The 21,939-nt window shown below is 66.9% G+C and carries 18 protein-coding genes; 6 read left to right on the top strand and 12 right to left on the bottom strand.

Annotation, left to right across the window (positions count from 1 at the left end):
* Positions 1–31: 31 nt before the first annotated feature.
* Positions 32–640: a Smr/MutS family protein gene (locus B5D62_RS15115; RefSeq protein ID WP_085934667.1), complete on the top strand. Its 609-nt coding sequence runs from the start codon at positions 32–34 to the stop codon at positions 638–640.
* Here B5D62_RS15115 and ada read toward each other — a convergent pair.
* The gene (gene ada, locus B5D62_RS15110; protein ID WP_085934666.1) at positions 574–1,713 is read right to left on the bottom strand and encodes a bifunctional DNA-binding transcriptional regulator/O6-methylguanine-DNA methyltransferase Ada; all 1,140 of its coding nucleotides are present in this window, start codon (positions 1,711–1,713) and stop codon (positions 574–576) included. The genes B5D62_RS15115 and ada overlap by 67 nt on opposite strands.
* A gap of 81 nt (positions 1,714–1,794) precedes the next feature.
* Complete coding sequence (locus B5D62_RS33985; protein ID WP_085934665.1) at positions 1,795–2,034, bottom strand: DUF1127 domain-containing protein; 240 nt, start codon at positions 2,032–2,034, stop codon at positions 1,795–1,797.
* Positions 2,035–2,177: 143 nt separating this feature from the next.
* Between B5D62_RS33985 and gcvA the strand changes: the two genes are divergently transcribed.
* Both gcvA and B5D62_RS15095 read left to right on the top strand, forming a co-directional pair.
* Positions 2,178–3,101 (top strand): transcriptional regulator GcvA, encoded by a 924-nt coding sequence (gcvA, locus tag B5D62_RS15100; RefSeq protein ID WP_085934664.1) that lies wholly within the window; start codon positions 2,178–2,180, stop codon positions 3,099–3,101.
* A 176-nt stretch (positions 3,102–3,277) separates the two neighbouring features.
* Positions 3,278–3,676 carry a copper chaperone PCu(A)C gene (locus tag B5D62_RS15095; protein WP_085934663.1) on the top strand — a complete coding sequence of 133 codons (399 nt, stop codon included), beginning with the start codon at positions 3,278–3,280 and terminating at the stop codon, positions 3,674–3,676.
* Between the two features lie 30 nt (positions 3,677–3,706).
* Here the strand turns inward: B5D62_RS15095 and B5D62_RS15090 are convergent, their stop codons facing one another.
* The 7 genes from B5D62_RS15090 to B5D62_RS15060 form a co-directional block, all read right to left on the bottom strand.
* A complete protein-coding gene (locus B5D62_RS15090; protein ID WP_085934662.1) occupies positions 3,707–4,735 on the bottom strand; it encodes a lysine-2,3-aminomutase-like protein in 1,029 nt (342 codons plus the stop codon).
* Positions 4,736–4,775: 40 nt separating this feature from the next.
* The gene (locus tag B5D62_RS15085) at positions 4,776–5,729 is read right to left on the bottom strand and encodes a homocysteine S-methyltransferase family protein (RefSeq protein ID WP_085934661.1); all 954 of its coding nucleotides are present in this window, start codon (positions 5,727–5,729) and stop codon (positions 4,776–4,778) included.
* 71 nt (positions 5,730–5,800) lie between these two features.
* Entirely contained in the window at positions 5,801–6,790 is a 990-nt protein-coding gene (locus tag B5D62_RS15080) for a branched-chain amino acid ABC transporter permease (RefSeq protein ID WP_170920948.1), read from the bottom strand.
* Positions 6,787–7,668: a branched-chain amino acid ABC transporter permease gene (locus B5D62_RS15075; RefSeq protein ID WP_085934659.1), complete on the bottom strand. Its 882-nt coding sequence runs from the start codon at positions 7,666–7,668 to the stop codon at positions 6,787–6,789. The genes B5D62_RS15080 and B5D62_RS15075 overlap by 4 nt, the downstream gene beginning before the upstream one ends.
* The gene (locus B5D62_RS15070; protein WP_085934658.1) at positions 7,668–8,381 is read right to left on the bottom strand and encodes an ABC transporter ATP-binding protein; all 714 of its coding nucleotides are present in this window, start codon (positions 8,379–8,381) and stop codon (positions 7,668–7,670) included. The genes B5D62_RS15075 and B5D62_RS15070 overlap by 1 nt, the downstream gene beginning before the upstream one ends.
* Positions 8,381–9,142, bottom strand: coding sequence for an ABC transporter ATP-binding protein (locus B5D62_RS15065; protein ID WP_085934657.1), 762 nt, complete (start codon positions 9,140–9,142; stop codon positions 8,381–8,383). The genes B5D62_RS15070 and B5D62_RS15065 overlap by 1 nt, the downstream gene beginning before the upstream one ends.
* Before the next feature lie 17 nt (positions 9,143–9,159).
* Positions 9,160–10,386 carry an ABC transporter substrate-binding protein gene (locus tag B5D62_RS15060; protein ID WP_170920947.1) on the bottom strand — a complete coding sequence of 409 codons (1,227 nt, stop codon included), beginning with the start codon at positions 10,384–10,386 and terminating at the stop codon, positions 9,160–9,162.
* Positions 10,387–10,498: 112 nt separating this feature from the next.
* Here B5D62_RS15060 and B5D62_RS15055 point away from each other — a divergent pair, with 112 nt between their 5' ends.
* Positions 10,499–12,304 carry a hydantoinase B/oxoprolinase family protein gene (locus B5D62_RS15055; RefSeq protein WP_085934655.1) on the top strand — a complete coding sequence of 602 codons (1,806 nt, stop codon included), beginning with the start codon at positions 10,499–10,501 and terminating at the stop codon, positions 12,302–12,304.
* Entirely contained in the window at positions 12,301–14,391 is a 2,091-nt protein-coding gene (locus B5D62_RS15050; protein ID WP_085934654.1) for a hydantoinase/oxoprolinase family protein, read from the top strand. Before B5D62_RS15055 ends, B5D62_RS15050 begins: the two co-directional genes overlap by 4 nt.
* A 322-nt stretch (positions 14,392–14,713) precedes the next feature.
* On the opposite strand, the gene B5D62_RS15045 is transcribed toward B5D62_RS15050, so the two are convergent.
* Positions 14,714–16,363 (bottom strand): flavin-containing monooxygenase, encoded by a 1,650-nt coding sequence (locus B5D62_RS15045; protein WP_085934653.1) that lies wholly within the window; start codon positions 16,361–16,363, stop codon positions 14,714–14,716.
* Between the two features lie 140 nt (positions 16,364–16,503).
* Here B5D62_RS15045 and B5D62_RS15040 point away from each other — a divergent pair, with 140 nt between their 5' ends.
* Entirely contained in the window at positions 16,504–17,598 is a 1,095-nt protein-coding gene (locus B5D62_RS15040; protein ID WP_085934652.1) for a carboxylesterase family protein, read from the top strand.
* Between the two features lie 18 nt (positions 17,599–17,616).
* Here B5D62_RS15040 and B5D62_RS15035 read toward each other — a convergent pair whose 3' ends face one another.
* Positions 17,617–18,546: a response regulator transcription factor gene (locus B5D62_RS15035; protein ID WP_085934651.1), complete on the bottom strand. Its 930-nt coding sequence runs from the start codon at positions 18,544–18,546 to the stop codon at positions 17,617–17,619.
* On the bottom strand, positions 18,521–21,907 hold the full coding sequence (locus tag B5D62_RS15030; protein WP_085934650.1) for a hybrid sensor histidine kinase/response regulator: 3,387 nt from the start codon (positions 21,905–21,907) through the stop codon (positions 18,521–18,523). Before B5D62_RS15030 ends, B5D62_RS15035 begins: the two co-directional genes overlap by 26 nt.
* Positions 21,908–21,939: the final 32 nt, after the last annotated feature.

Below are 21,939 nucleotides of genomic sequence, written 5' to 3'. Positions count from 1 at the left end.
CCGCCCCACGGTCAAGGCTACACGAAACGCCATGGCCAAGGATGTCGAACTCTTCCGGATTGTGATGGCCGACGTGACGCCTCTGAGGGGCCGTCGCCGGAGGAAAGTGCCAGTAGTCGCCCCAAGGCCGGTCAAGTCCGGCCCGAAGGCGAAGGCCGACATCCTTTCGCCTGACGACGATGGTCCTGCGCGACAAGAGAAGGATGGGTCGGCCGTCCGGCGTCAAGCGCGGCTGGCGACGCCAGAGTCCTCGCCGGAGCCCTTGGCTTTCGATCGCGATATCGACCGGGCCCTGTCGCGCGGTCGACGGTCGCCGGAGGCCATACTCGATCTGCATGGCATGACCCTGGCGGCGGCCGAACGGGCCGTGTCCCGATTCCTCGAAGAAGCGCACGCTCTCGATCTGCGAATCGTGCTGATCGTCACGGGCAAGGGGCTGCGCCAGGAAGGTGATCGTCTGTTCGGCGGCCGGATCCGGGCCGAATTTCCGGCCTGGCTGCAGCGTGGTGATAATCGGACGCGGGTGAGAGGCGTGAAGGCAGCCCATCCGCGCCATGGCGGCGGCGGGGCGTTCTACGTGCTCTTGCGCCGCCGCTCCTCGGCCAGCAGGCGTTCCTTGCGCGCCACGCCCCAGCGATAGCCGGTCAGCCCGCCATTGGCGCCGACCGCCCGGTGGCAGGGAATCACGCCTGCGGCCTGATTGGTGGCGCAGGCCCGGCCCACGGCGCGGGCAGCCTTGGGCTCGCCGATGGTGGTGGCAATTTCCCCGTAGGTCCGGGTTTCGCCGGCCGGGATGTCGGTGAGCGCTTTCCAGACCTTCCACTGGAAGGCCGTGCCGATGATGTCGAGCGGCACGTCGGAAGCGTCGAGCGCCGACGGCTTGCGCCCATAAAGTCGCGACAATACCGCCGTCACCCGGTCCTCGAGCGCAGCATCGTTGCGCGTGATGTCTGCCGCCGGGAAATCGTGCCGGAGGTCCTGTTCGAGCTTGCGGTCGCTGTCGCCCAGGAAGACGGCCGCGACGCCCTTTTGCGTGGCAGCGACCAGGACGCGACCATAGTCGGAGTCCACGGTCGTATAGTCGATATGCGCGCCCGCTCCGCCCTTGGCATAGGTGGCCGGCGTCATGCCAAGCACCTTGTCGCTCGATTCATAGACCCGGCTCGGGGAGCCGTAGCCAGCCCCATAGACGGCCTCGCTGACCTTTTCGCCGTCGCGCAAGGCCTTGCGAAAGCGCTCCCGCTTCTTGGCCACCAGCCAGTCGCGCGGGCTGACGCCGAGTTCGGCAATGAAACGCTTGCTGAGCGCGGTTGCCGACAGGCCGACCTTCCGGGCGACTTCGGCGAGCGAAGGAGGGGTATCGCCAGTGTCGGCCTGGAACAGGGCGCAGGCTTTCGCGACCGGCTTGCTCAGGCCGGCCTCGACCTGCCAGTCGCGCGGCTTGCAGCGCTTGCAGGGGCGGAAGCCGGCCGCTTCGGCGGCCTCCGGCGAGGCGAAGAAGCTTACGTTCCGGCGCAGCGGCGGACGCGCTGCACAGGATGGCAGGCAATAGACGCCGGTGGTCTTGACGGAAAACCAGAAGCGGCCGTTGTAGCTGCGGTCACGCCGTTGCACGGCGTGCCAGCAAGTATCCGGGTCGGGGAACGTGCCAGGGAGGGAGAAACTGGCGGGCGCCACGGTGGGGGTTGGGAGAGAGGAGAACTGTTGGGTCATGGCGCCATCAAAGCACCAGGCCCCAACCTGCTCTATCCGGCGTCCGCCGGCAATTCCCCGACCCGGAAACCAGGCCCTGGGTCAGCCCCAGAAGCTCTTGTCGGCCTCGAACGCGGCGCGGCCCCGGTCGATCCCGATGTCACGCAACAAGCGATCATCGAGCTCGGCCAATTGCCGTCGCGAACGGTGCAGTTCGGCTCGGTTCATCAGAGCTTCGACACCAACCACGATCGCTCCGGCCAGCAGCGCGACGGCGCGGCCGAACGAGAAAGAAGGGGCTTCCGCACGGGCGAGTGCCCGCACGTTTGACAGGGTCGACATGACTTAGCTCCGTTTGAGGCGACGAAGGCCGAGACGGCTTTGTAACACCTCAGTTCTGTGCCATATTTGTTGTATGAGACGCTTGTGCGCAAAGGATCATTGTTCGGGGGGAGACATAGAAAAACTATGATCTTAGATGTCAGATGAGCCGATCCCAACTACCCTTGAATGCCCTGCGCGCATTTGAAGCCGCCGCCCGTCATGCAAGCTTCACGCATGCCGCGGAGGAGCTGCACGTCACCCAAGCTGCGGTAAGTCATCAGGTCAAGGCACTGGAGGAGCGGCTGGGCGTGGCGTTGTTCGTCCGCCGGCCGCGCGGCCTTGAGATCACCGGCGAGGGTCAGGCGTTGCTGCCCGACCTGCGCGACGCCTTCGACCGCATGACCAATGCTTTGGAACGAGTGGGCCGCAAGGCGAATTCCGGCACGCTCAATGTCAGCCTGGTCACGACATTTGCTCTGGGCTGGCTGGCGCCTCGGCTACATCGATTTCAGGCCAAGCATCCCGAGATCGAGGTGCGCATGACGACCAGTCAGCGCCGCATCGATTTCGCGCGCGAGGATTTCGACTGCGCGATCCGCTTCGCCGTTCAGCCCGAGCCCGATCTGCACGCCACGCGACTGTTCAGTGACGTGCTCACGCCGCTATGCGGCAAGCGCTACAAGGACAAGCTGAAGACGCTCGAGGATCTCAAGCGGGTGCCGTTCATCGACATGACCTACGACCCCGAGTGGGCGATCTGGCTGCGCGCCGTTGGCATGGGAGACTTCAAGCCCAAGCGGGTATTGACCTTCGATTCGACCATGATCGCGGTCGAGGCGGCGATGGAAGGGGCGGGCGTCGCCCTCGGTCCGCCGCAGCTGTTTCGCGAGGAGCTGGCAGAAGAGCGGTTGTTCCAGCCTTTCCCGCAGATCGTCGATTCGGGCAAGGCCTGGTGGTTCGTCTGCCCACCAGCCTCCGCCAGTCGACCCAAGACACGGGCCTTCGAGGATTGGCTGGTGGAGGAGCTCAGTGCACCTCAGACGCGTTCTGCCCGAACGGCCCTTGCGGCCGGCGGTCGCCGCTAACTGGCATTCGACCGCGCGTCGGGCGGCTTGGAATCAGCGCTTGTGCCTGTTGGGCCTGCTCCAATAGTAAAGGTTCATCAGGACGCATTCCTGCAATGGAGAGGGCCCGTCGTTTCACGTTCGCCTCGATCCGGATCGGGCGCGGTGCGCGAGCAGGCTAGTCATCGGGTGAGGGTATGAGCATCGATATCGGCAGGCCATGGGCCCGCTTCCAGGACATCGGGTCGCGGGAGGCTGCGGGTTTTGTGACCTTGACCAACAAAGGACAGGAAGCGGACCGCCTTGTGAAGGCGACGAGCGACATTGCCGAGAAGACGGAGATCTGGGGCATCAAGGTCGTGGGGGCGGTCGCCCGCATGCATCCCTGCGAAAACGGTTTGAATCTGCCAGTGGACATGGCGGTCGAGCTCAAGCCGCGTGGCTACCACCTGTTCTTCCAGGGCCTCAGGAAGCCGTTGATCCGGGGGCAGAAGATACCGGTGACCTTGCACTTCGCGAAGGCCGCGCCGCACGCAATCGAGCTCGAGGTCGAGGCGGAAGGCCTGATCGGCAAGGATACGCTCGGCCAACCTTGACAAGGCCTGTCCCGGCCCGAGCGGGCCGGATCAGCCCGGATAACCGTGCTGCTTGCCGAATGCGTCCTCGATCAGCAGGGCATCGGGATCGTCCCCGACATAGGAGGGACCGATCGGCACCTTCCCGTGGCCGCCCGGCACGTCGAGCACGTAAGTGGGCTGGGCGAGCCCCGACAGCCGTCCGCGCAGCGCCTTCATCAGAGCTTGGCCGCGCTCGATGGAAACCCGGAAATGGCCGGTACCGCGCACCAGGTCGGGATGATGCAGGTAATAGGGCTTCACGCGCGCTGCCACCAGGGCACGCATCAGTGACGCCAGCGTATCGACATCGTCGTTGATGCCGGCCAGCAGCACCGTCTGGCTGAGCAGTGGCAGTCCGCCATCGGACAAGCGTCGTAACGCGTCCTTCGACGCCGCGGACAGCTCGCGCGGGTGATTGCAGTGGACGGCGAGCCAGAGCTGCGTCCGTTGCGGCTTCAGGGCGGCAATCAGCTCCGCCGTGACGCGGCCGGGATCGGCGATGGGGACGCGGCTATGGATACGGACGATCGCCACATGCGGAATGGCATCGAGAGCGTCGATCAGGGCGCGCAGGCGGCGCGATCCCAGCATCAGCGGATCGCCGCCGGTCAGGATCACTTCCCAGATCTCGCCATGCTCGCGGATATAGGCCAGCGCCGCGTCGAGTTCGGTTGGCGACAGCGCCTCGCCGCCAGGGCCGACCTGTTCGCGCCGGAAGCAGAAGCGGCAGTAGACCGGGCAGACATGGATGGGCTTCAGCAGCGCTCGGTCGGGATAGCGATGCACGATCCCCTTCACCGGTGAGCGCGCTTCGTCGCCGATGGGATCGGCCAGTTCCTCCGGCGCGATCTCGGTTTCGCGTGGACTGGGGACGAACTGGCGTGCGATCGGGTCGTTGGCCAGGTCGGCGCGATCGATCAGCGCGACGATATCGGGCGTCAGGGCGATCGCCAGCGACTGGGCAGCCTCTTCCAGCCGCGGATCGGGCACGATCAGCCCTTCACGTTCGAGATCCTCGAGGGTGCGCAACGTCGGCATGGCGGCGCCCAGATACTCCCAAACCGACCACACAACCAGCTCAGAAGGCTGGCCTGGGCTCTGGCTTCGCGAGGCGTTGTGCCAGTGCCCGAATGTGGGCATCGCTGGTGCCGCAGCACCCGCCCATCACCTTGAGGCCGCGCGCGTGCAGGGCCGCCATGAGATCGGCGAAGACCTCGGGCTTGCCCTCGTCGAGATGGTCGAGCTTGTCGAGCTCCTCGGGCGGCAGGGTGGAGGCGTTGGCCTTGAGACCGGCCACACGCGCGACCTTTGGCCAGGCAGGCGCGGCCTCGGCCTCGGCGAACCGGCTCGGGTGCACGCAGCCGATCAGGAAGTGAAGCGGTGGCGTCGAGACGGTCGTATCGATGTGCTCTATGGCGTCGCCAAGGGGCGTACCGTCCGGCAGCCGGCCGTCGGCGCCGATGACGGGCGCCAGGACATAGGGCAGTTCGCAGGCGGCGAACGCCCGAGCGACGCCCAAAAGCTCATCGCTGCTGGCGAAGGTGGGCGCGTACAGGAGATCGACGCCCGCGGCAGCAAGGCTGCGCGCCTGGGGCGTGTGATAACGTTCGGCGGCCGTCGCGTCCGGTGCACCGTGCGGGTCGTAGCCGTCGCGACGAGGGCCGACGACCCCGGCGATGAAGATCTTGTCCTCGGCACCGAGTTCGCCGCGCAGGTCGCGAAGGAAGGCCGCCGCCTCGCCATTGACCCGGTCGACGTCCTCGGGCGCCGAGAAGCCCTGACGTGCCAAGCCCTCCGGATGCGCGCGCCACGTCGGCGTGCCGACTTGCATCGGCAGGTCGTAGTCGAGCGCGACCTGCATGTAGCTGCGATAGATTGCGGTCAGATCGGCGCGTCCATCCGGCGTGAAGAGCGGAAGGAACGAGGCGAAATCAGGCAGAGGACGATGAAATTCGTAGATCAGCCGCGTCTCGATGCCGCCGTCGGCCAACAGGACCGGGGCTGTCCGCAGACGATCGGCGAAGCGGGACATCGAACCTCCCCTATTACCTGACGTACCTTGCCGCGACCACGCGATGCGCGGCTGAGCCGCCTCCGTCCGCCTTAACCGGAGCTGGCCGCACTTTCGGCAGCCCGGCGGTCGGCTCGCTGCACGCGCCCGCGACGTCGCAGTCGCAGGCCGGCAAGGCCCCGCGGCACAAAGATCACGAACACGACCATCACCGCGCCGACCGCGATCAAGTTGTACACGACGCCGACGAAGCGCAAGGCCTCGGTGATGCCGAACAGGAGGATCGCCCCCAGGAACGGTCCCCAGATCGTGCCGATGCCGCCGAACACCGCCATGCCGATCACCAGGGCACTCTGGGAAGAGGCGCCGATCGAGGGACTGACGAGCTGGATGTAGTAGGCGTAGAGCGCGCCGGAGAGGCCCGCGAAGGCGGCGCTCAGCGTGAAGGCCAGCAGCTTGTAGTAGGTCGTGTTGATGCCAAGCGCGGCGGCCAGCACCTGGTCCTCGCGGATCGCGCGGAAGGCAGGGCCGGCCTCGGTGCGGCGCGTGATCCAGAGCAGCACGGCGAGCCCCGTCAACGTGATGCCGGCCACGATCGCATAGGAGATCTGGCGTTGATGCAGCGGATCGCCCGAGAGGCCCGTGAAGGTCCCGAAATCGTGCATGCCGAAGGCGCCGCCGGTCAGGCTTTCCCAGTTGGTCGCGACCAGCAGCACGATCTCGCCGAAGCCAAGTGTCACCAGCGCGAGATAATGGCCGCGCAGCCGAAGCGCCGGAAAGCCGACGCCCAGCCCGACGGCGCCGCACAACACGAAGGCCGCAGGCATTCCAATCCAGGACGACAGCGCCAGCGTCTTGGTCAGGATGGCCGCCGTGTAGGCGCCGATCGAGAAGAAGCCGGCATGGCCGAACGAGATCTGGCCGGTATAGCCGCTCAGCAGGTCCCAGCTCGCGGCGAACAGCGCCCAGATCAGGGCCTGGATGGCGATATGCAGCACGAAGGGATGCGACCAGACCAGCGGCAGGGCGAGGCCCGCCACGGCTGGCACGCCGATCAGCGCCACGCGCATGGTCTTCGTCATGGCTGCTTCTTCCCGAACAGCCCGGAGGGCCGCACCAGCAGGACCAGGATCATGGTGCCGAAGGCGATGGCGTTCTGCCATTCCGAGGGGATCACCAGCACCGACAGCGCTTCGACGATGGCGACGATGATGCTGGCGACGAACGCGCCCAGCAGGTTGCCCAGGCCGCCCAGGATGGTGATGGCGAAGGCCTTGATGGTGAGGGTGAAGCCGACCGCCGGATAGACGCTGAACAGCGGCGCGATCAGCCCGCCGCCCAGGCCGGCCAGCGCGCAGCCCAGCCCGAGGGTCAGGGTGAACACACGGCCGAGCGGAATGCCGACGGACTGCGCCGCCGCCGGGTTCTGCGCCACGGCGCGGATCGCCATGCCCTGGCGATGGAAGCGCAGGAAGAGGAAGAGGGCGAGCAGGGTGAGGCCGGCCACGACCACGATCAGCACCCGCTGGTTGCTGACATAGGTGAATTCGAGGTCGATGCCGCCGGTCATCGCGGGCGGCACCTTGAGGTATTCGCCGCCGGCCACCGCCAGCATCGAGTTCTGCATCAGCGCCGAAAGCCCGAGGGTCAGCACCAGGAACAGCGGGCCGGGTGCGCGCCGGCCCAGCCGTTTCTTGAGCGGTGCGATCAGCAGGGGATAGACCAGCAATCCGAAGCAGAAGACCGCGGCCGTCGACAGCACCAGCCCGACCGCCGGGGGCAGGCCCAGCACGACCATGGCGATGTAGAGCGCATAACCGCCCAGCGCGAAGAATTCGCCGTGCGCCACGTTGATGATGTCGAGCACGCCGAAGATCAGCGTGATGCCGACGGCGAACAGCGCGTAGATGCCGCCCAGGACGAAGCCCAGGATCAGGAACTCGAGTATCTCCTCGACCATCAGCCGGCATCCTCGCCGAGATAGAGTTTGCGGATGCGATCCGACTGGCGCAGCTCCTCGGAGGCGCCGGCGAAGGCATTGCGTCCCATATCGAGCACCACCACGCGATGCGCCGAATCGAGGATGCGCCGCACGTTCTGCTCGACGATCAGCAGCGCGATGCCCGATTTGTTGAGATCGGCCAGCGTGCCGTAGATCTCGTCGATGAAGCGCGGCGACAGCGCGGCAGAGGGCTCGTCGAGGATGATCAGGCGCGGCTCGATGACCAGCGTGCGCGCCACGGCCAGGGCGCGCTGCTCGCCGCCCGACATGCTGCCCGCGCGCTGGCGGGCGCGTTCGCGGAAGCGCGGGAACTGGTCGTAGATCTTCTCGATCGACCGCGCGGCCGCGCGGCTCGAGCCTAGTGAGTAGCCGCCCAGCACGAGGTTCTCGTGCACCGTCATGTCGGCGAAGATGCCGCCGGCCTGGGCCACGTAGCCGATGCCGCGACGCATGATGCGGTCGGGCGACTGCCCGGCCAGCATCGCGCCCTCGAAGCGCACGCTGCCTTCGAATGGCGGCAGGTAGCCGAAGATGGTCTTGAGCAGCGTCGACTTGCCCGCACCGTTGGGCCCGATGATGCCGACGATCTCGCCCGGCGCCACCTCGAGCGAGACCTTGTGCAGGATCTCGAGCCGGCCGTAGCCCGCGCTGACGTCTTCGACCGACAGCATCAGTGCTCACCCTGCTGATCGGAGGGCCGATGCGAGGCGCCGAGCAGGGCCTCGATCACCTGCTCGTTGGCGCGGATTTCCGACGGCGGGCCGTCGGCGATCTTCTCGCCATGGTCCATCACGACCACGCGATCGCTCAAGTCCATCACGAAACGCATGTCGTGCTCGATCAGCAGGATGGCGCGGCCCTGGCGGCGCTGGTCGCGGATGATGTCGGCGATGGTGTCGCGCACCACCGGATGGACGCCCGCCAGCGGCTCGTCGAGCAGCAGCAGGCCCGGCTGCACCAGCAGCTGCATGGCGACCTCGAGCAGCCGCTGCTGGCCGATCGACAGGTTCTCGCCGGTCTCGTGCTTGAGGTGGCTGAACTTGAAGTCGGCCATCAGGGACGTCGCGCGGTCCTGCCAGTCGGTGAGGCCGCGGCCGAGCGCCGCCAGGCCGAGATTCTCCCAGACATCGAGCTCGCGGAAGATCTTCACTTCCTGGAAGGTGCGGCCGATGCCGCGCCGCGCCACCTTGTGCAGCGACAGGCCGCCGATCGGCACCCCGTCATGCAGCACTTCGCCGCCGTCGGCATGCAGGAGGTTGGTGATCAGGTTGAAGACGGTGCTCTTGCCCGAGCCATTCGGCCCGATCAGGCCCACCACCGAGCCCGCCTCGACCTCGAAGCTGCAGCCGTTGACCGCCAGCAGCCCGCCGAAGCGCTTGGTAAGCCCGCGCACGGCCAACCGCGGTGGCGATGAGGACGACGCGGCGGCCATGATGTTCCGGCGATGGCTTACTTCTTTTCCCAGGCCCAAGGCGGGACGGGCCGGTACTTGCTGCCCTGTGCGGCGGCCACGTTCTCGGGATAGACCACCGCCTTCTTGCCGTCCTGGATCTGCACCACGATCGTGTTGACCGGCATGCGATGGCCCTCGGCGAGCGGCGTGAACTTGCGCTCGCCCCAAGCAGCGATGAACTTGCCGCTTTCCAGCGCCGCGGCGATCTTGGCCGGGTCGGTGCTGCCGGCGTTGCTGATCGCCTGCAGGGTGACCAGCGCCGCGTCATGCGCCTGCACCGCGAAGGTCGAGGGCGAGAAGCCGGTCTTCTTCTTGTAGGCCTCGATCATCGGTTCGCTGACATCGGTGTACTTGCCCGGAATCCAGCGCACATTGACCAGCGAGCCTTCCATCTCCTTGCCGTGCTCGGCCACGAAGCTGTCGGCCGAAGCGCTGGTGCCCATGTGGGCGATCAGCGCCGGCACGCGCAGCTCGTTCCATTGGCGGAAATAGACCGGCGCGGCGGTGCCGTAGACCTCGCCTACGATCGCCTGCGCGCCAAGTCGCTTGAACTTGGCGAGCTGCGGCGTCAGGTCGGGCACGCCGCGCGGCACGAACTCGTCGGCCACGACCTGGATGTTGGGCGCATTGGCCTTCAGCCATTCCTGCGCGATGCGCGAGAAATCGTGCCCGGCATCGGTGTTCTCGTTCAGCATCGCCACCTTGGTCGGCTTCTCCAGGGTGGCGACGGCTGCGACCACCGACGTGGCGATGTCGTTCGCGGTCGGGCTGAGCTGGAATACATACTGCATCTTGTTCTCGGCGATCTTCTTGCCGATGCCGAGCGAGGCCGAGCAGCAGGTGACGATCGGCGTCGAGGCCTTCTGGAATTCGTCCATCACGCGGGTGAAGACGTCGCTCGACAGGAAGCCGACGCCGGCCGTGATCTTGTCGACGGTGAGGGCGCGCGTCACGACGTTGAGGCCGGTGTCGCCTTTGCCTTCGTCGTCGTACCAGATGACCTGGATCGGGGTTTTCACGCCGTTGACGGTGTAAGTGGGCTGCAGGCTCTCGACGGCGACCTCGATGCCCGCCTTCATCTGGGCACCGACATCGGCGCTGACGCCCGAGAGCGTCACGAAAGCGCCGAGCTTCACTTCTTGCTGGGCGAAAGCCGGAGCTGCGAACAGCGCCAGCAAGGCGGCACCAGCGGCGAGGCTCCGACGGAAGAAATTCATGCGCATGATGTTCCCCTCTCCAACTGAGACATGATGCAATCTCCGGGCCACGGTCGCGTAGGGCAGCCTTGCGACTGATTCGTTTGCCCCGCGTCGTCTCGACCGGCAACATGCTGTCATGGCCGACCTCAAAGATCCCATTGCCTTCGAGCTTTTCAAGAACGCGATCTTCTCGATCGCCGACGAGATGGCGCTCACCGTCTTCCGCACGACCTACTCGGGCGTACTGAAGGACAACATGGATTACTCGACGGGCTTCGCCGACGCCGACGGCAAGCTGGTGGCGCAGGGCCTGACGTTGCCCGGTCATCTTGGCTCGGTGCCGACGGCGATGGAATCGATCATGCGTCACTACAGGGACGACATGGCGCCCGGCGACGTCTTCATCATGAACGATCCGTTCGATGGCGGCATGCATCTGCCGGACATCTTCGTGTTCAAGCCGCTCTACCACGAGGGAAGGCGCATGGCCTTTGCCTGCACCGTCTGCCATCACACCGATGTCGGCGGCCGTGTCGCGGGCTCGAATGCGTCGGACTCGACGGAGATCTACGCCGAGGGGCTGCGCATCGCGCCGCTCAAGCTCTACGAGGCCGGCAAGATCAACAAGACCATCATGACCTTCATCGAGAAGAACGTGCGTCTTCCGGTGAAGGTGTTCGGCGACCTGCGCGCCCAGCTCGCGGCCTGCCACATCGCCGAGCAGCAGTTCGCCGATCTGGTGAAGCGCCACGGCCCTGACGAGACAGCGGCCTTCATGCGCGAGACGGTCGACTATGCCGAGCGTCTGACGCGCAGCGCGCTCGCCAAGCTGCCCGACGGCGAATGGAGCTTCGAGGACTGGATCGACGACGACGGAGTCGACTACGGCAAGCCGATCCGCCTGTTCGTCACTATCCGCAAGAAGGGCGACCACATGGTGGTCGACTGGACCGGCACCAACCCGCAGGTGAAGGGCGCCATCAACAACACGCTCTCCTTCACCAAGGCCGCTTCCTATTGCGGCATCCGCTCGGTACTGCCGCCCGGCATCCCCAACAACGAGGGCGTGTTCCGCGCCATCGAGGTGATCTGCCCGCCCGGTACCGTCGGCAACGGCGTGCTGCCGGCGGCCTGCGCGGCGCGCGGCCTCACCGGCTTCCGCATGGTCGATTGCATGTTCGGCGCGCTTGCCATGATGCTGCCCGACAAGGTCAAGGCGGCGGGCGACGGTGGCAACACCGGCATCTCGATCGGCGGCTACGATTCCGAACGCAAGCCGTTCATCTATGTCGACTTTACCTGTGGCGCCTGGGGTGCGCGTCCATGGGCCGACGGGCTCGACGGCAACAGCCACATGATGGCCAACATGGCCTCGCACTCGATCGAGGTGACGGAAGCCGAGGAGCCGATCCAGCTCCTTGCCTACGAGTTCGTCGCCGACAAGGCTGGCGCCGGCAAATATCGAGGTGGCGTGCCTTTCCGGCGCGATTACCGGTTCCTCGAGGAGGAAGGGACGTTGCAAGTCCGCTCCGACCGTCGTGACCATCGTCCATTCGGCCTATATGGCGGCAGCCCTGGCGCGCCATCGGAGAACTACCTGAACCCTCAGGCCGAGAATAAAATCTTGCCCGGCAAGTTCACGATGACGGTGAAGAAGGGCGACATCTTCCGCCATGTGCTGGCGGGCGCCGGCGGCTGGGGCGATCCGCTGGAGCGCGACCCCGCCGCCGTGCTGAAGGATGTGCGCAACGAGCTCTTGTCGCCGGCCAAGGCGTTGGCCGATTACGGCGTCTTCATCGACACGGCCAAGTGGACCGTCGATGCGGCGGCGACGACCAAGCGGCGCGAGGAGATGCGGCGCGCCCGCAACTGGAGCGAGGTGCCCAAGGTGCAGCGTCAGGAACCGGCCGGGCTGACCGCCACCGTGAGGGCCGCGGAATGAGCACGCCCTCCAGTTATCGCGTCGGTGTCGATATCGGCGGCACCTTCACCGATATCGTTCTGCTCGGCGCCGACGGCACCATCCATACCAAGAAGATCTCGTCGAGCGTCGGCGACTATGCCCGCGCCATCGTCGATGGATTGAGCGAGCTCTTCCAGGAGACGGACCTTGCCGGCCGCGCGATCGAGGAGATCCGCCACGGCACCACGGTCGCCTCCAACGCGATCCTCGAGCACAAGGGCGCGCGGGTCGGCCTGATCACCACCAAGGGCTTCCGCGACGTGCTGGAGATCCGCACGCTCCGCATGCCGCGGCTCTATGACCTCGCCTGGGAGAAGCCGGCGCCGCTGGTGGAGCGCTATCTGCGCCAGGTAGTCGACGAGCGCGTCGACGCGCGCGGACGCATCGAGAAGGCGCTGACGCTGGAGGACGCCGAGCGCGCCGTCGATGCGCTGCTCGCCGAGAAGGTCGAGGCGATCGCCGTCTGTCTGCTCAACTCCTTCGCCAATCCGCGCCACGAGCTGATGATCAAGGAAGTCGTGGAGCGCAAGGCGCCTGGCCTCAAGTTCAGCGTCTCCTACGAGGTGCTGCCCGAGATCAAGGAGTACGAGCGCACCTCGACGACGGTGATCAACGCCTATGTCATGCCGATCGTCGCGAGCTACCTGAAGGCGCTGCGCGGCGGCCTCGACGATGCGGGCATCCCCGCCCAGCTCCTGCTGATGCAGTCGAATGGCGGCCTGACCAGCGACCAGGCGGCGGCCGAGCGGCCGATGAACATCATCGAGTCGGGCCCCGCGGGCGGCGTGGTCGGCGCGCAGGCGCTGGCCCGCGCCAAGGCGCTGCCCAAGATCATCACCTTCGACATGGGCGGCACCACCGCCAAGGCATCGATGGTCGAGGAGGGCGAGGTGAGCCGCGCCAGCGAATATTCGGTCGGCGCGGGCATCATGATCGGCTCGCGGCTGCTCACCGGCGCCGGCTACATGCTGAAAGTGCCGGCCATCGATCTCGCCGAGGTCGGCGCCGGCGGCGGGTCGCATGTCTGGATCGACGGCGGCGGCTCACTGCAGATCGGGCCGGAGAGCGCCGGCGCCCTGCCGGGACCCGTCTGCTACGACAAGGGCGGCGACATGCCGACCGTGACCGACGCCAACGTGCTGCTGGGCTACATCAATCCCAAGCACCTGGTCGGCGGGGCGCTCGCGCTCAATGCCGGCAAGGCCAAGGATGCCTTCGAGACCAAGGTGGCGAAGCCTCTTGGCCTGCCGCTCGAGAAGGCGGCCTACGGGGCGCACCAGATCGCGGCGTCGAACATGATCCGCGCCATCAAGGCCGTGTCGACCGAGCGGGGCCGCGATCCGCGCGAGTTCGCGCTGTTCGCCTTCGGGGGCAACGGCCCGCTGTTCGCCTGCGGCATGGCTCGCGCGCTGGGCATGAGCCGCGTCGTCGTCCCGCCCTCGGCCGGCCTCTTCTCGTCGTTCGGCCTGCTCTATGCCGATGTCGAGCATCATTATTCGCGCACCTTCCGGCGCCTGCTGCGGCAGGCCGATCTCGCCGAGATCGAGCGGGCCTGGACCGCGCTCGCCGATCAGGCGACCGCGCAGCTCGGCGCCGAGGGCTTCGCCGGCGATCGCATGCGGCTCAAGCGCTCGGCGGCGCTGCACTATCAGGGGCAGAGCTACGAGCTCACCGTGCCGGTGCCCGAGGGCCGGATCGACGACCGGATGGTGGGGCTGCTCGAGGAGGCGTTCGGCCAGGAGCATGAGAAGACCTACGGCCACCGCGCCGGCAAGGACGAGCCGGTCGAGCTGGTGTCCATCCAGATCATCGGCCAGGGTCTGCGCGAAGGTGGCGTGCCGGAGCGGCTGAAGCCCAGCCGTGCCGAGCCCACGCCGCCGCCGCCCCGTCGCGCTTATTTCGGCGAGTCCGGCTGGACCGATACGCCGGTGCTGCGCCGCTCCGACCTTGCCACCGCGAAGTCGGGCCCGTTGATCGTGGAGGAGTACGACGCGACCTGCGTCGTCCCGCCCGGCGCCACCGCCCAGCTCGATTCAGGCGGCAACATCGTGATCGAGCTGAACTGAGGCGCTTACCGCTTCAACGAGGAATTCGGCCGACGACTCGTAAGTGACCATAATCATCGGTCGCGGCGCGGCGGGCGTATGATGCGCCCATGATGGCGTTGAAAGCCCGTTTCCTCAGCCTCGCCGCCGCGGAGAATCGCCCGTCGCGCTGTCGCATGAAGGGGAAAAACCCGCGATGCGCGGGCCGCAGCATCCTGCCGGCGGTTTTCCCGAATTCACGAACGTTCCCGAAGTTTCGTCGAGGTCCGGCGCAAAGTCTTTGCCGATCAAGCGCTTGCGCGATGGTCCTGTACGTTTCGGGAAAAATCGCTTTTTTATCGCATCAGGACGCCACCGCGGCCGTCTCGTGGCGGCTCAACGTGAAGCCCTCGTAGCCGCGCACCGCGATGGCTTCGGAATGCTTCTTGTAGCGGTCGAAGCCGCCGACATACGGCATGAATACGCGCGGCTTGCCGGGGATGTTGGCGCCCACGTACCAGGAGTTGGCGAGCGGATAGAGCGTGCTGTCGGCGACCGCGTTCACATGCGCGACCCAGTCCTGTTCGGCCTGCGCCGTCGGCTCGATGCGATCGAGCCGATGCTCGCCGAGATAGCGGATGGCATTGGCGATCCAGTCGACATGCTGCTCGATGCTGGCGATCATCTGCGTCTTCACGCCGGGGCTGCCGGGGCCGGTGACGATGAACATGTTGGGGAAGCCCGCCACCATCAGGCCGAGATAGGTGAGCGGCCCGCCCTCCCAGTGCTGGCGCAGAACCGCGCCGTCGGTGGTGCGTATGTCGATCTCGTTCAGCGCGCCGGTCATGGCGTCGAAGCCGGTGGCGAAGCAGAGCGCATCGAGCTCGTATTCCGCGCCGGAGGCGAGGCGCACCCCCTTCGGCGTGATCTCCTGGATCGGATCGGAGCGCACATCGACAAGCGACACGTTCGGCCGGTTGTAGGTCTCGTAGTAGTTGGTATCGAGGCAGAGCCGCTTGGTGCCGATCGGATGATCCTTCGGCGCCAGGAGCTCGGCGGTGCGCGGGTCCTTCACGATCGAGCGGATCTTGTCGCGGACGAACTCGGAGGCGGTGTCGTTGGCTTCCTTGCTCACCAGCAGGTCGGTGTAGGAATAGAGGTAGCTGATCGAGCCGCCTTCCTGCCACTTGGCCTCGTAAGTCCGGGCGCGTTCCTCGGCCGGGACCTCGAGCGTCTTCCTGGTCGGCTTGGGATGACCGCCGATGGCGAAGGGTGTCTCCATGGCCGCGGCGCGCCGCTGGGCGTACTCGGCCTTGTGCCGCCGCTCCTTCTCCTCCGGCATCGGCGTGTTGCGCGCCGGCAGGCTGAAGTTGGCGGTGCGCTGGAACACGGTGAGCTGGCGGGCCTGCTGGGCGATGATCGGGATCATCTGCACGCCCGACGAGCCGGTGCCGATCACGCCCACGCGCAGGCCGCTGAAATCGACACCCTCCTGCGGCCACAGGCCGGTGTGGTACCATTTGCCCTTGAAGTCGTGGATGCCCTTGAAGTCGGGCACGCGCGGCGTCGACAGGTTGCCGGCCGCCATCACGACGTAGCGCGCCTTGATTGTCTCGCCCTCACGGGTCGTCAGCGTCCATTCGTTGGCCGTGCTGTCGAACACCGCCGACTGGATGCGCGTATTGAGCTGCACGTCGCGGCGCAGGTCGAAGCGGTCGGCGACGTGGTTGATGTAGCGCAGGATCTGCGGCTGCGTGCCGTAGCGCTCCGGCCACTTCCAGTCCTGCTGCAGCTGTTCGTCGAAGCTGTAGGAATATTCCAGGCTCTCCACATCGCAGCGCGCGCCGGGATAGCGGTTCCAGAACCAGGTGCCGCCGATACCCGAGCCCTGCTCGTAAGCGCGGACCTTCAATCCCATGCCGCGCAGGCGATGGATGGCGTAGAGGCCGGCGAGGCCGCCGCCGACGATGGCGACGTCGAGGTGGCGCAGTGCGGCGTGCGAGGCATCGGGCATGGTGGTTTCCTCTGGATTTGTTTGCCACAGGGTCCACCGCGTCGCCGGCCGTGGCAAGCCCGCGGCGGCGCGAGGAACGGCAGGCGAAATTCTGCGGGTCCCGCGATAGGCTCGATCTTCGGAACGAACGGAGGAAGCGCGTGAGCGAAACCGACCCCACGGCCGATGTCATCGCCCACCTGGTGCCTCCGAGCCTGCAGGCCCTGCATGCGCTCGAATTCGCCAGCCGCCATGTGGCACCGGAGACGTTGATCGAGCTGGTCGCGGCCCTGCGCCAGCGCACCGACGATCTGCCCGACGCGCTCGCGCAGTCGCGGGCGTTCGACTGGCCGGACCGCCTCGGCCCCTTCCGCGATTGCCTCGAACGGGCGGCGGCGAGCGCGCTGGAAGGCATCTCGGCCTTCGTGGCGGCACCGGAGACGGAGCAGCCGATCGTCGCCGCCTATCGCGCCCTGCGGTCATATGCGCACGGCGCCGAAGCGCTCTATCCGCTGGCGGCGCATCTGAGGCCGGTGAGCCAGTTCTTCCTCGAGGCTGCGGCGCGCAGCGACCCGGCGCTTCAGGCGCGGCTGGCGGAGGCCGACCCGACCCGCGACGGCGTCGGCTTCCTGCATGTCGATGGGCCGGCGGGCACGCGCGGCGCCTTCTCGTTCTACGTCCCCGAGTATTACGATCCGGCGCGTGCCTGGCCGCTGGTGGTGGCGCTTCATGGCGGCAGTGGCAATGGCGGCGCCTTCCTGTGGAGCTGGGTGCGCGAGGCGCGCTCGCGCGGCTTCATCGTGCTGGCGCCCACTGCGCGCGGCTCGACCTGGTCGCTGATGGAGCCCGGTATCGACGGGCCCAATATCGACGACATGGTCGCCCGCGTCGCTGCGGACTGGAACCTCGACAGCGGTCGCCAGATGCTGACCGGCATGAGCGACGGCGGCACCTTCACCTATGTCCTGGGCCTGCGCGGTGATTGCCGCTTCACCCATCTTGCCCCGGTCGCGGCGGCCTTCCATCCCATGCTTATGGCGTCGGCCGACGCGACGCGGCTGCAGGGCCTGCCGATCCATATCGTACATGGGGCGCGAGACTGGATGTTCCCGCCGGAACTCGCGCAGTCGGCGCAGCGAACGCTCGAGGCGGCCGGCGCCGCCGTTGTCTATCGTGAGATCGCCGATCTCTCGCACACCTATCCGCGCGACGAGAACGGCCGCATCCTCGACTGGTTCCTGCCGGCGGCGCCGTGACCGGGCCGCGCGATGCCGCTACTCGTCGCCCTTCCGGCCCAGCACCCGGGCGGCCAGTGCCGCCGCGGAGGTGCGGTTCTCGACTCCGAGCTTCTCGTAGATCTGCTCGAGATGCTTGTCGACGGTGCGCGGGCTCAGGCCCAGGATCTGGGCAATGTCGCGGTTGGTCTTGCCGCGGCTCAACCACGACAGGACCTCCGATTCGCGGCCCGTCAGGCCGAGTTCCTTGCGCAGTTCGACATGGGCGACCGGCATGTCGTCGACGGTGAGTCGCAGCAGGATTTCGCCGGGACCGCCCTGGCCGAGATAGCTGAGCGTGAAGCGCTCGCCTTCGAAGGAGGATTTGCCAGGCGGTGTCGCCTCGGCGGCGCCGACGATCCGCTGCAGCCATTGGCGCTGCTCGTCCGACAGCGCGAACGGCTCGCTCCCGTCCTCGCGCCGCAGGGTGGCCAGGAACTTCTGGGTCTGCGGTGTCGCCCACAGCAGGCGGCCCTCGCCGTCGACCGCCATCAGGAAGCGGCCGGCGACATCGAGGGCGGCGCGCGCGCTGAGGGCGAGGCGTGCATTGGTCAGGTGGACACGGATGCGCGCGAGCATCTCGTCGATGGCGATCGGCTTGGTTAGGTAGTCGACGCCGCCCGCTTCCAGTCCCTTGACGATATGCTCGGTCTCGCTGAGGCCGGTCATGAAGATCACCGGCACGTTGTCGAGATCGCCGCGGCGCTTGAGGCGCCGGCAGGTCTCGAAGCCATCGACGCCCGGCATGATGGCATCGAGCAGGATGATATCGGGCGTGATCTGCTCGACGATCCGCAGCGCCGCACCGCCATCGAGCGCGACCATCACGGTGATGCCGGCGCGGTCGAGCGCGTCGGTGAGCAGCCGGAGCGTTTCCGGCGAGTCGTCGACGATCAGCGCGACGTCACGCTTCTTCGGATCGCCGGTCATTGTCCCGGATTTCCTGGAGAACGGCCATGTAGCGGTCGAGGTCGAAGCGATCGACGATCCCCCGCATCCTGGAAGCGAAGGCGCGGTGCTCTGGCTGGTCGATGCTGAGCTGATCGAGTCTCGCCTGGATGGCGCGGATATGGCCGATCTGGCCGAGGCTGATGAGCTCCTCGACATGACGGCGCGGCGGGCGGGGTTCTGCATGGGACCTCCAGTCCGAGTCGCGGGCAGGGATGGGCTCGTGGCGCCATTCGATCCTGAGCAGGCGTCCGATCTGCTCGAGCAGGCGCGGAATGTCGACGGGCTTCATCAGGTAGCCGTCATGGAAGGGCTGGGCGAGGGACCGTCCGTGCGCTTCGAGCGCGCTCGCCGACAGCATGAGGATGCGGGCCTCGTGATGGCCGGCATGGCGCAGGGCCTCCGCGGCTTCCCAGCCGTTGAGGTTCGGCATCGAGATGTCGAGCAGGAAAAGATCGGGCCGGCAGTGCTGCGCGAGCTCGAGGCATTGCGCGCCATCGGCGGCGCTGAGGAGGATGAAGCCGAGCGGCGTCAGCACCTCGCGCAGGAGATCGCGATGGGTGGGATCGTCGTCGGCCACGACGACGGTCTTGCGCGGGCCATGATAGCCGAACACCTTGGCGCCGATCGATGCCATGGGCGTGGGCTTGGTCACCTCCGACAGGAAGATCTTGACCCTGAAGGTGCTTCCCCGGCCCACGGTGCTGCTGACCTGCACGTCACCCCCCATGACGCCGGCCAGCAGCTTGGTGATGGTGAGGCCGAGGCCGGTGCCCGTCTGCGGCTGCGTGGTGCCGAGCGAGGCCCGCTCGAACGGCTCGAAGATGCGCTCGATGTCCGCCGGCGGAATCCCGGGCCCGGTGTCGGTGATCTCGAACTCGGCCACGGGATTGCGGTAGTGCACGGCGAACTTCACCTGGCCGGCGGCGGTGAACTTGATCGCGTTCGACAGGAGATTGATCAGGATCTGGCGCAGGCGCTTCTCGTCGGTATGGATCACCGGCGGCAGGGAATCCGCCCGCTCGAAGTGGAAGTCGATGCCCTTGGCCGCGGCCTGGAGGCGGAACATGCCGACGAGCTGGTCGAGGAAGTCGCCAAGCCGCACCTCGTCGCGCGACAGGTAGAGCCGGCCGGCCTCGATCTTGGAGATGTCGAGCAGCCCGTCGATCAGTCCGGACAGATGGTCGGCGCTGCGCCGGATCACGCGGACCTGCTCGGCCGGCTTGGGCGGGATGGAGTTGTCCTGCTCCAGCAGCTGCGCATAGCCGCTGATGGCGTTGAGCGGCGAGCGCAGCTCGTGGCTCATGCCCACGACATAGCGGCTCTTGGCGAGGTTGGCCGATTCCGCCACTTCCTTGGCGCGCTGCAGCTCGGCGTCGGTGCGCTTGTGGGCGTCGATCTCCTGCATCAGCAGCATGGTCTGCCGCTGCGTCTCCGCCTCCGCCGCGCGGCGGCTGCGCTGGGCCAGCACGAACAGCCACGCCGAGACGCCGATCACGATCAGCAGCGCGAAGAAGACCTTCCACAATACCTCGCCCAGCTCGACCGGATTGACGTAGGTCTCGCCGGAGGTCTGGAGGTAGACGAGCCCCAGCGTCAGTCCGAACAGGCCGGTGGCGACCGCGAACACGCCGATGAAATGGCCCAGCGGCGAATTCATTGCCGCATAGACGGGCTGGGGCAGCGACTTGCCCAGAGTCTCGGCGACCTGGGCCTGGATGCGGGCGTGCGGCTTGCAGCGATCGTGGCAGCGCGCGTCGAGCGAGCAGCAGAGCGAGCAGATCGGCCCGGCATAGGCCGGGCAGGCGGCCATGTCCTCGGGCTCGAAGGAGTGCTCGCAGATACAGCACTGCAGCGCCGGCAGCTTCTGCCAGCTCCGCTTCGGCGTGCGCGCGATGTAGTAGCGCCCGCCGGTGGCAAACGCGATCGCCGGCGCGGTGACCAGCGCCACCGCTAGCGCGACGAACGGCGAGAAGGCCTTCAACGTCGGGCCGAGGGCGCCCGAGAAGGCGGTGATCGACAGGATCGTCGCCAGGGCCATCGCGCCGGTGCCGACCGGATTGATGTCGTAGAGATGGGCGCGCTTGAACTCCATCTCCGGCGGTCGCAGCCCGAGCGGCATGTTGATCACGAGGTCGGCGACCAGCGCGCCAACCCAGGCGATGGCGATGTTCGAATAAAGGGCGAGGGTGTGCTCGAGCGCCTTGTAGACGCCGATCTCCATCAGCAGGAGGGCCACCACGACATTGAAGACCAGCCAGACGACACGGCCGGGATGGTTGTGCGTCAGCCGCGAGAAGAAGTTGGACCAGGCGATCGACCCGGCATAGGCGTTGGTGACGTTGATCTTGACCTGGGACAGCACGACGAAGGCGCCGGTCAGCACCAGCGCCACCTGCGGCTGCGACAGGACGAACTGGAAGCCCGCCAGGTACATCTGGGTCGGTTCGGCGGCGTGATCGGCGGATATGCCGTGGCGCAGCGCGAAGAAGGTCAGGAAGCCGCCGGCCAGCATCTTCAGCGCGCCGAGCACGATCCATCCCGGACCGGCGCACAGCAGTGCCGTCCACCACGCGGCCCGCGACCGCTGGCCCTCGACCGGCAGGAAGCGCAGGAAGTCGACCTGTTCGCCGATCTGCGCCACCAGCGACAGGACGACCGACGCGGCGGTGCCGAACAGCACGAGGTCGAGCTTTCCCGACGCATCCCCATGCTGGCCGTTGAACGAGCTCCATTGCACGAAGGCGTCGGGGTCGTTCAGGGCGATGGCGGCGAACGGCAGGATGTGAAGCACGATCCAGAACGGCTGCGTCCAGAGCTGGAAGCGGCTGATCATGGTGATGCCGTAGGTGACGAGCGGAAGGATCACCAGGGCACTGATCAGGTAGCCGATCATGAGCGGGATGTGGAAACAGAGTTCCAGCGCCATCGCCATGATCACGGCCTCGATGGCCAGGAAGATGAAGGTGAAGGAGGCGTAGATCAGCGAGGTGACGGTCGAGCCGATGTAGCCGAAGCCGGCGCCACGCGTGAGCAGGTCGATATCGACGCCGCTGCGGGCGGCGTAATAGGCGATCGGCAGGCCGCACAGGAAGATGATGATGCCGACCACGAGGATGGCGGCGGTGGCGTTGGTCACGCCGTAGTTGAGGGTGATGGTGCCGCCGATCGCTTCGAGGGCGAGGAACGAGATGGCGCCGAGGGCGGTATTGGCGACGCGTGCCGGCGACCAGCGGCGGGCGCTCTTGGCGGTGAAGCGCAGCGCATAGTCCTCCAGCGTCTGGTTGGCGACCCACTGGTTATATTGGCGCCTGACCCGGTCTATCCGCTGTCGTCCGGCCACTGGCCAGTCCCCCTCTGAATCGTCCCCCTACG

It is taken from the genome of Enhydrobacter aerosaccus, assembly GCF_900167455.1.
Classification (GTDB): Bacteria; Pseudomonadota; Alphaproteobacteria; order Reyranellales; family Reyranellaceae; genus Reyranella; species Reyranella aerosaccus.
This window is presented reverse-complemented; position numbering and strand designations above follow the sequence as displayed.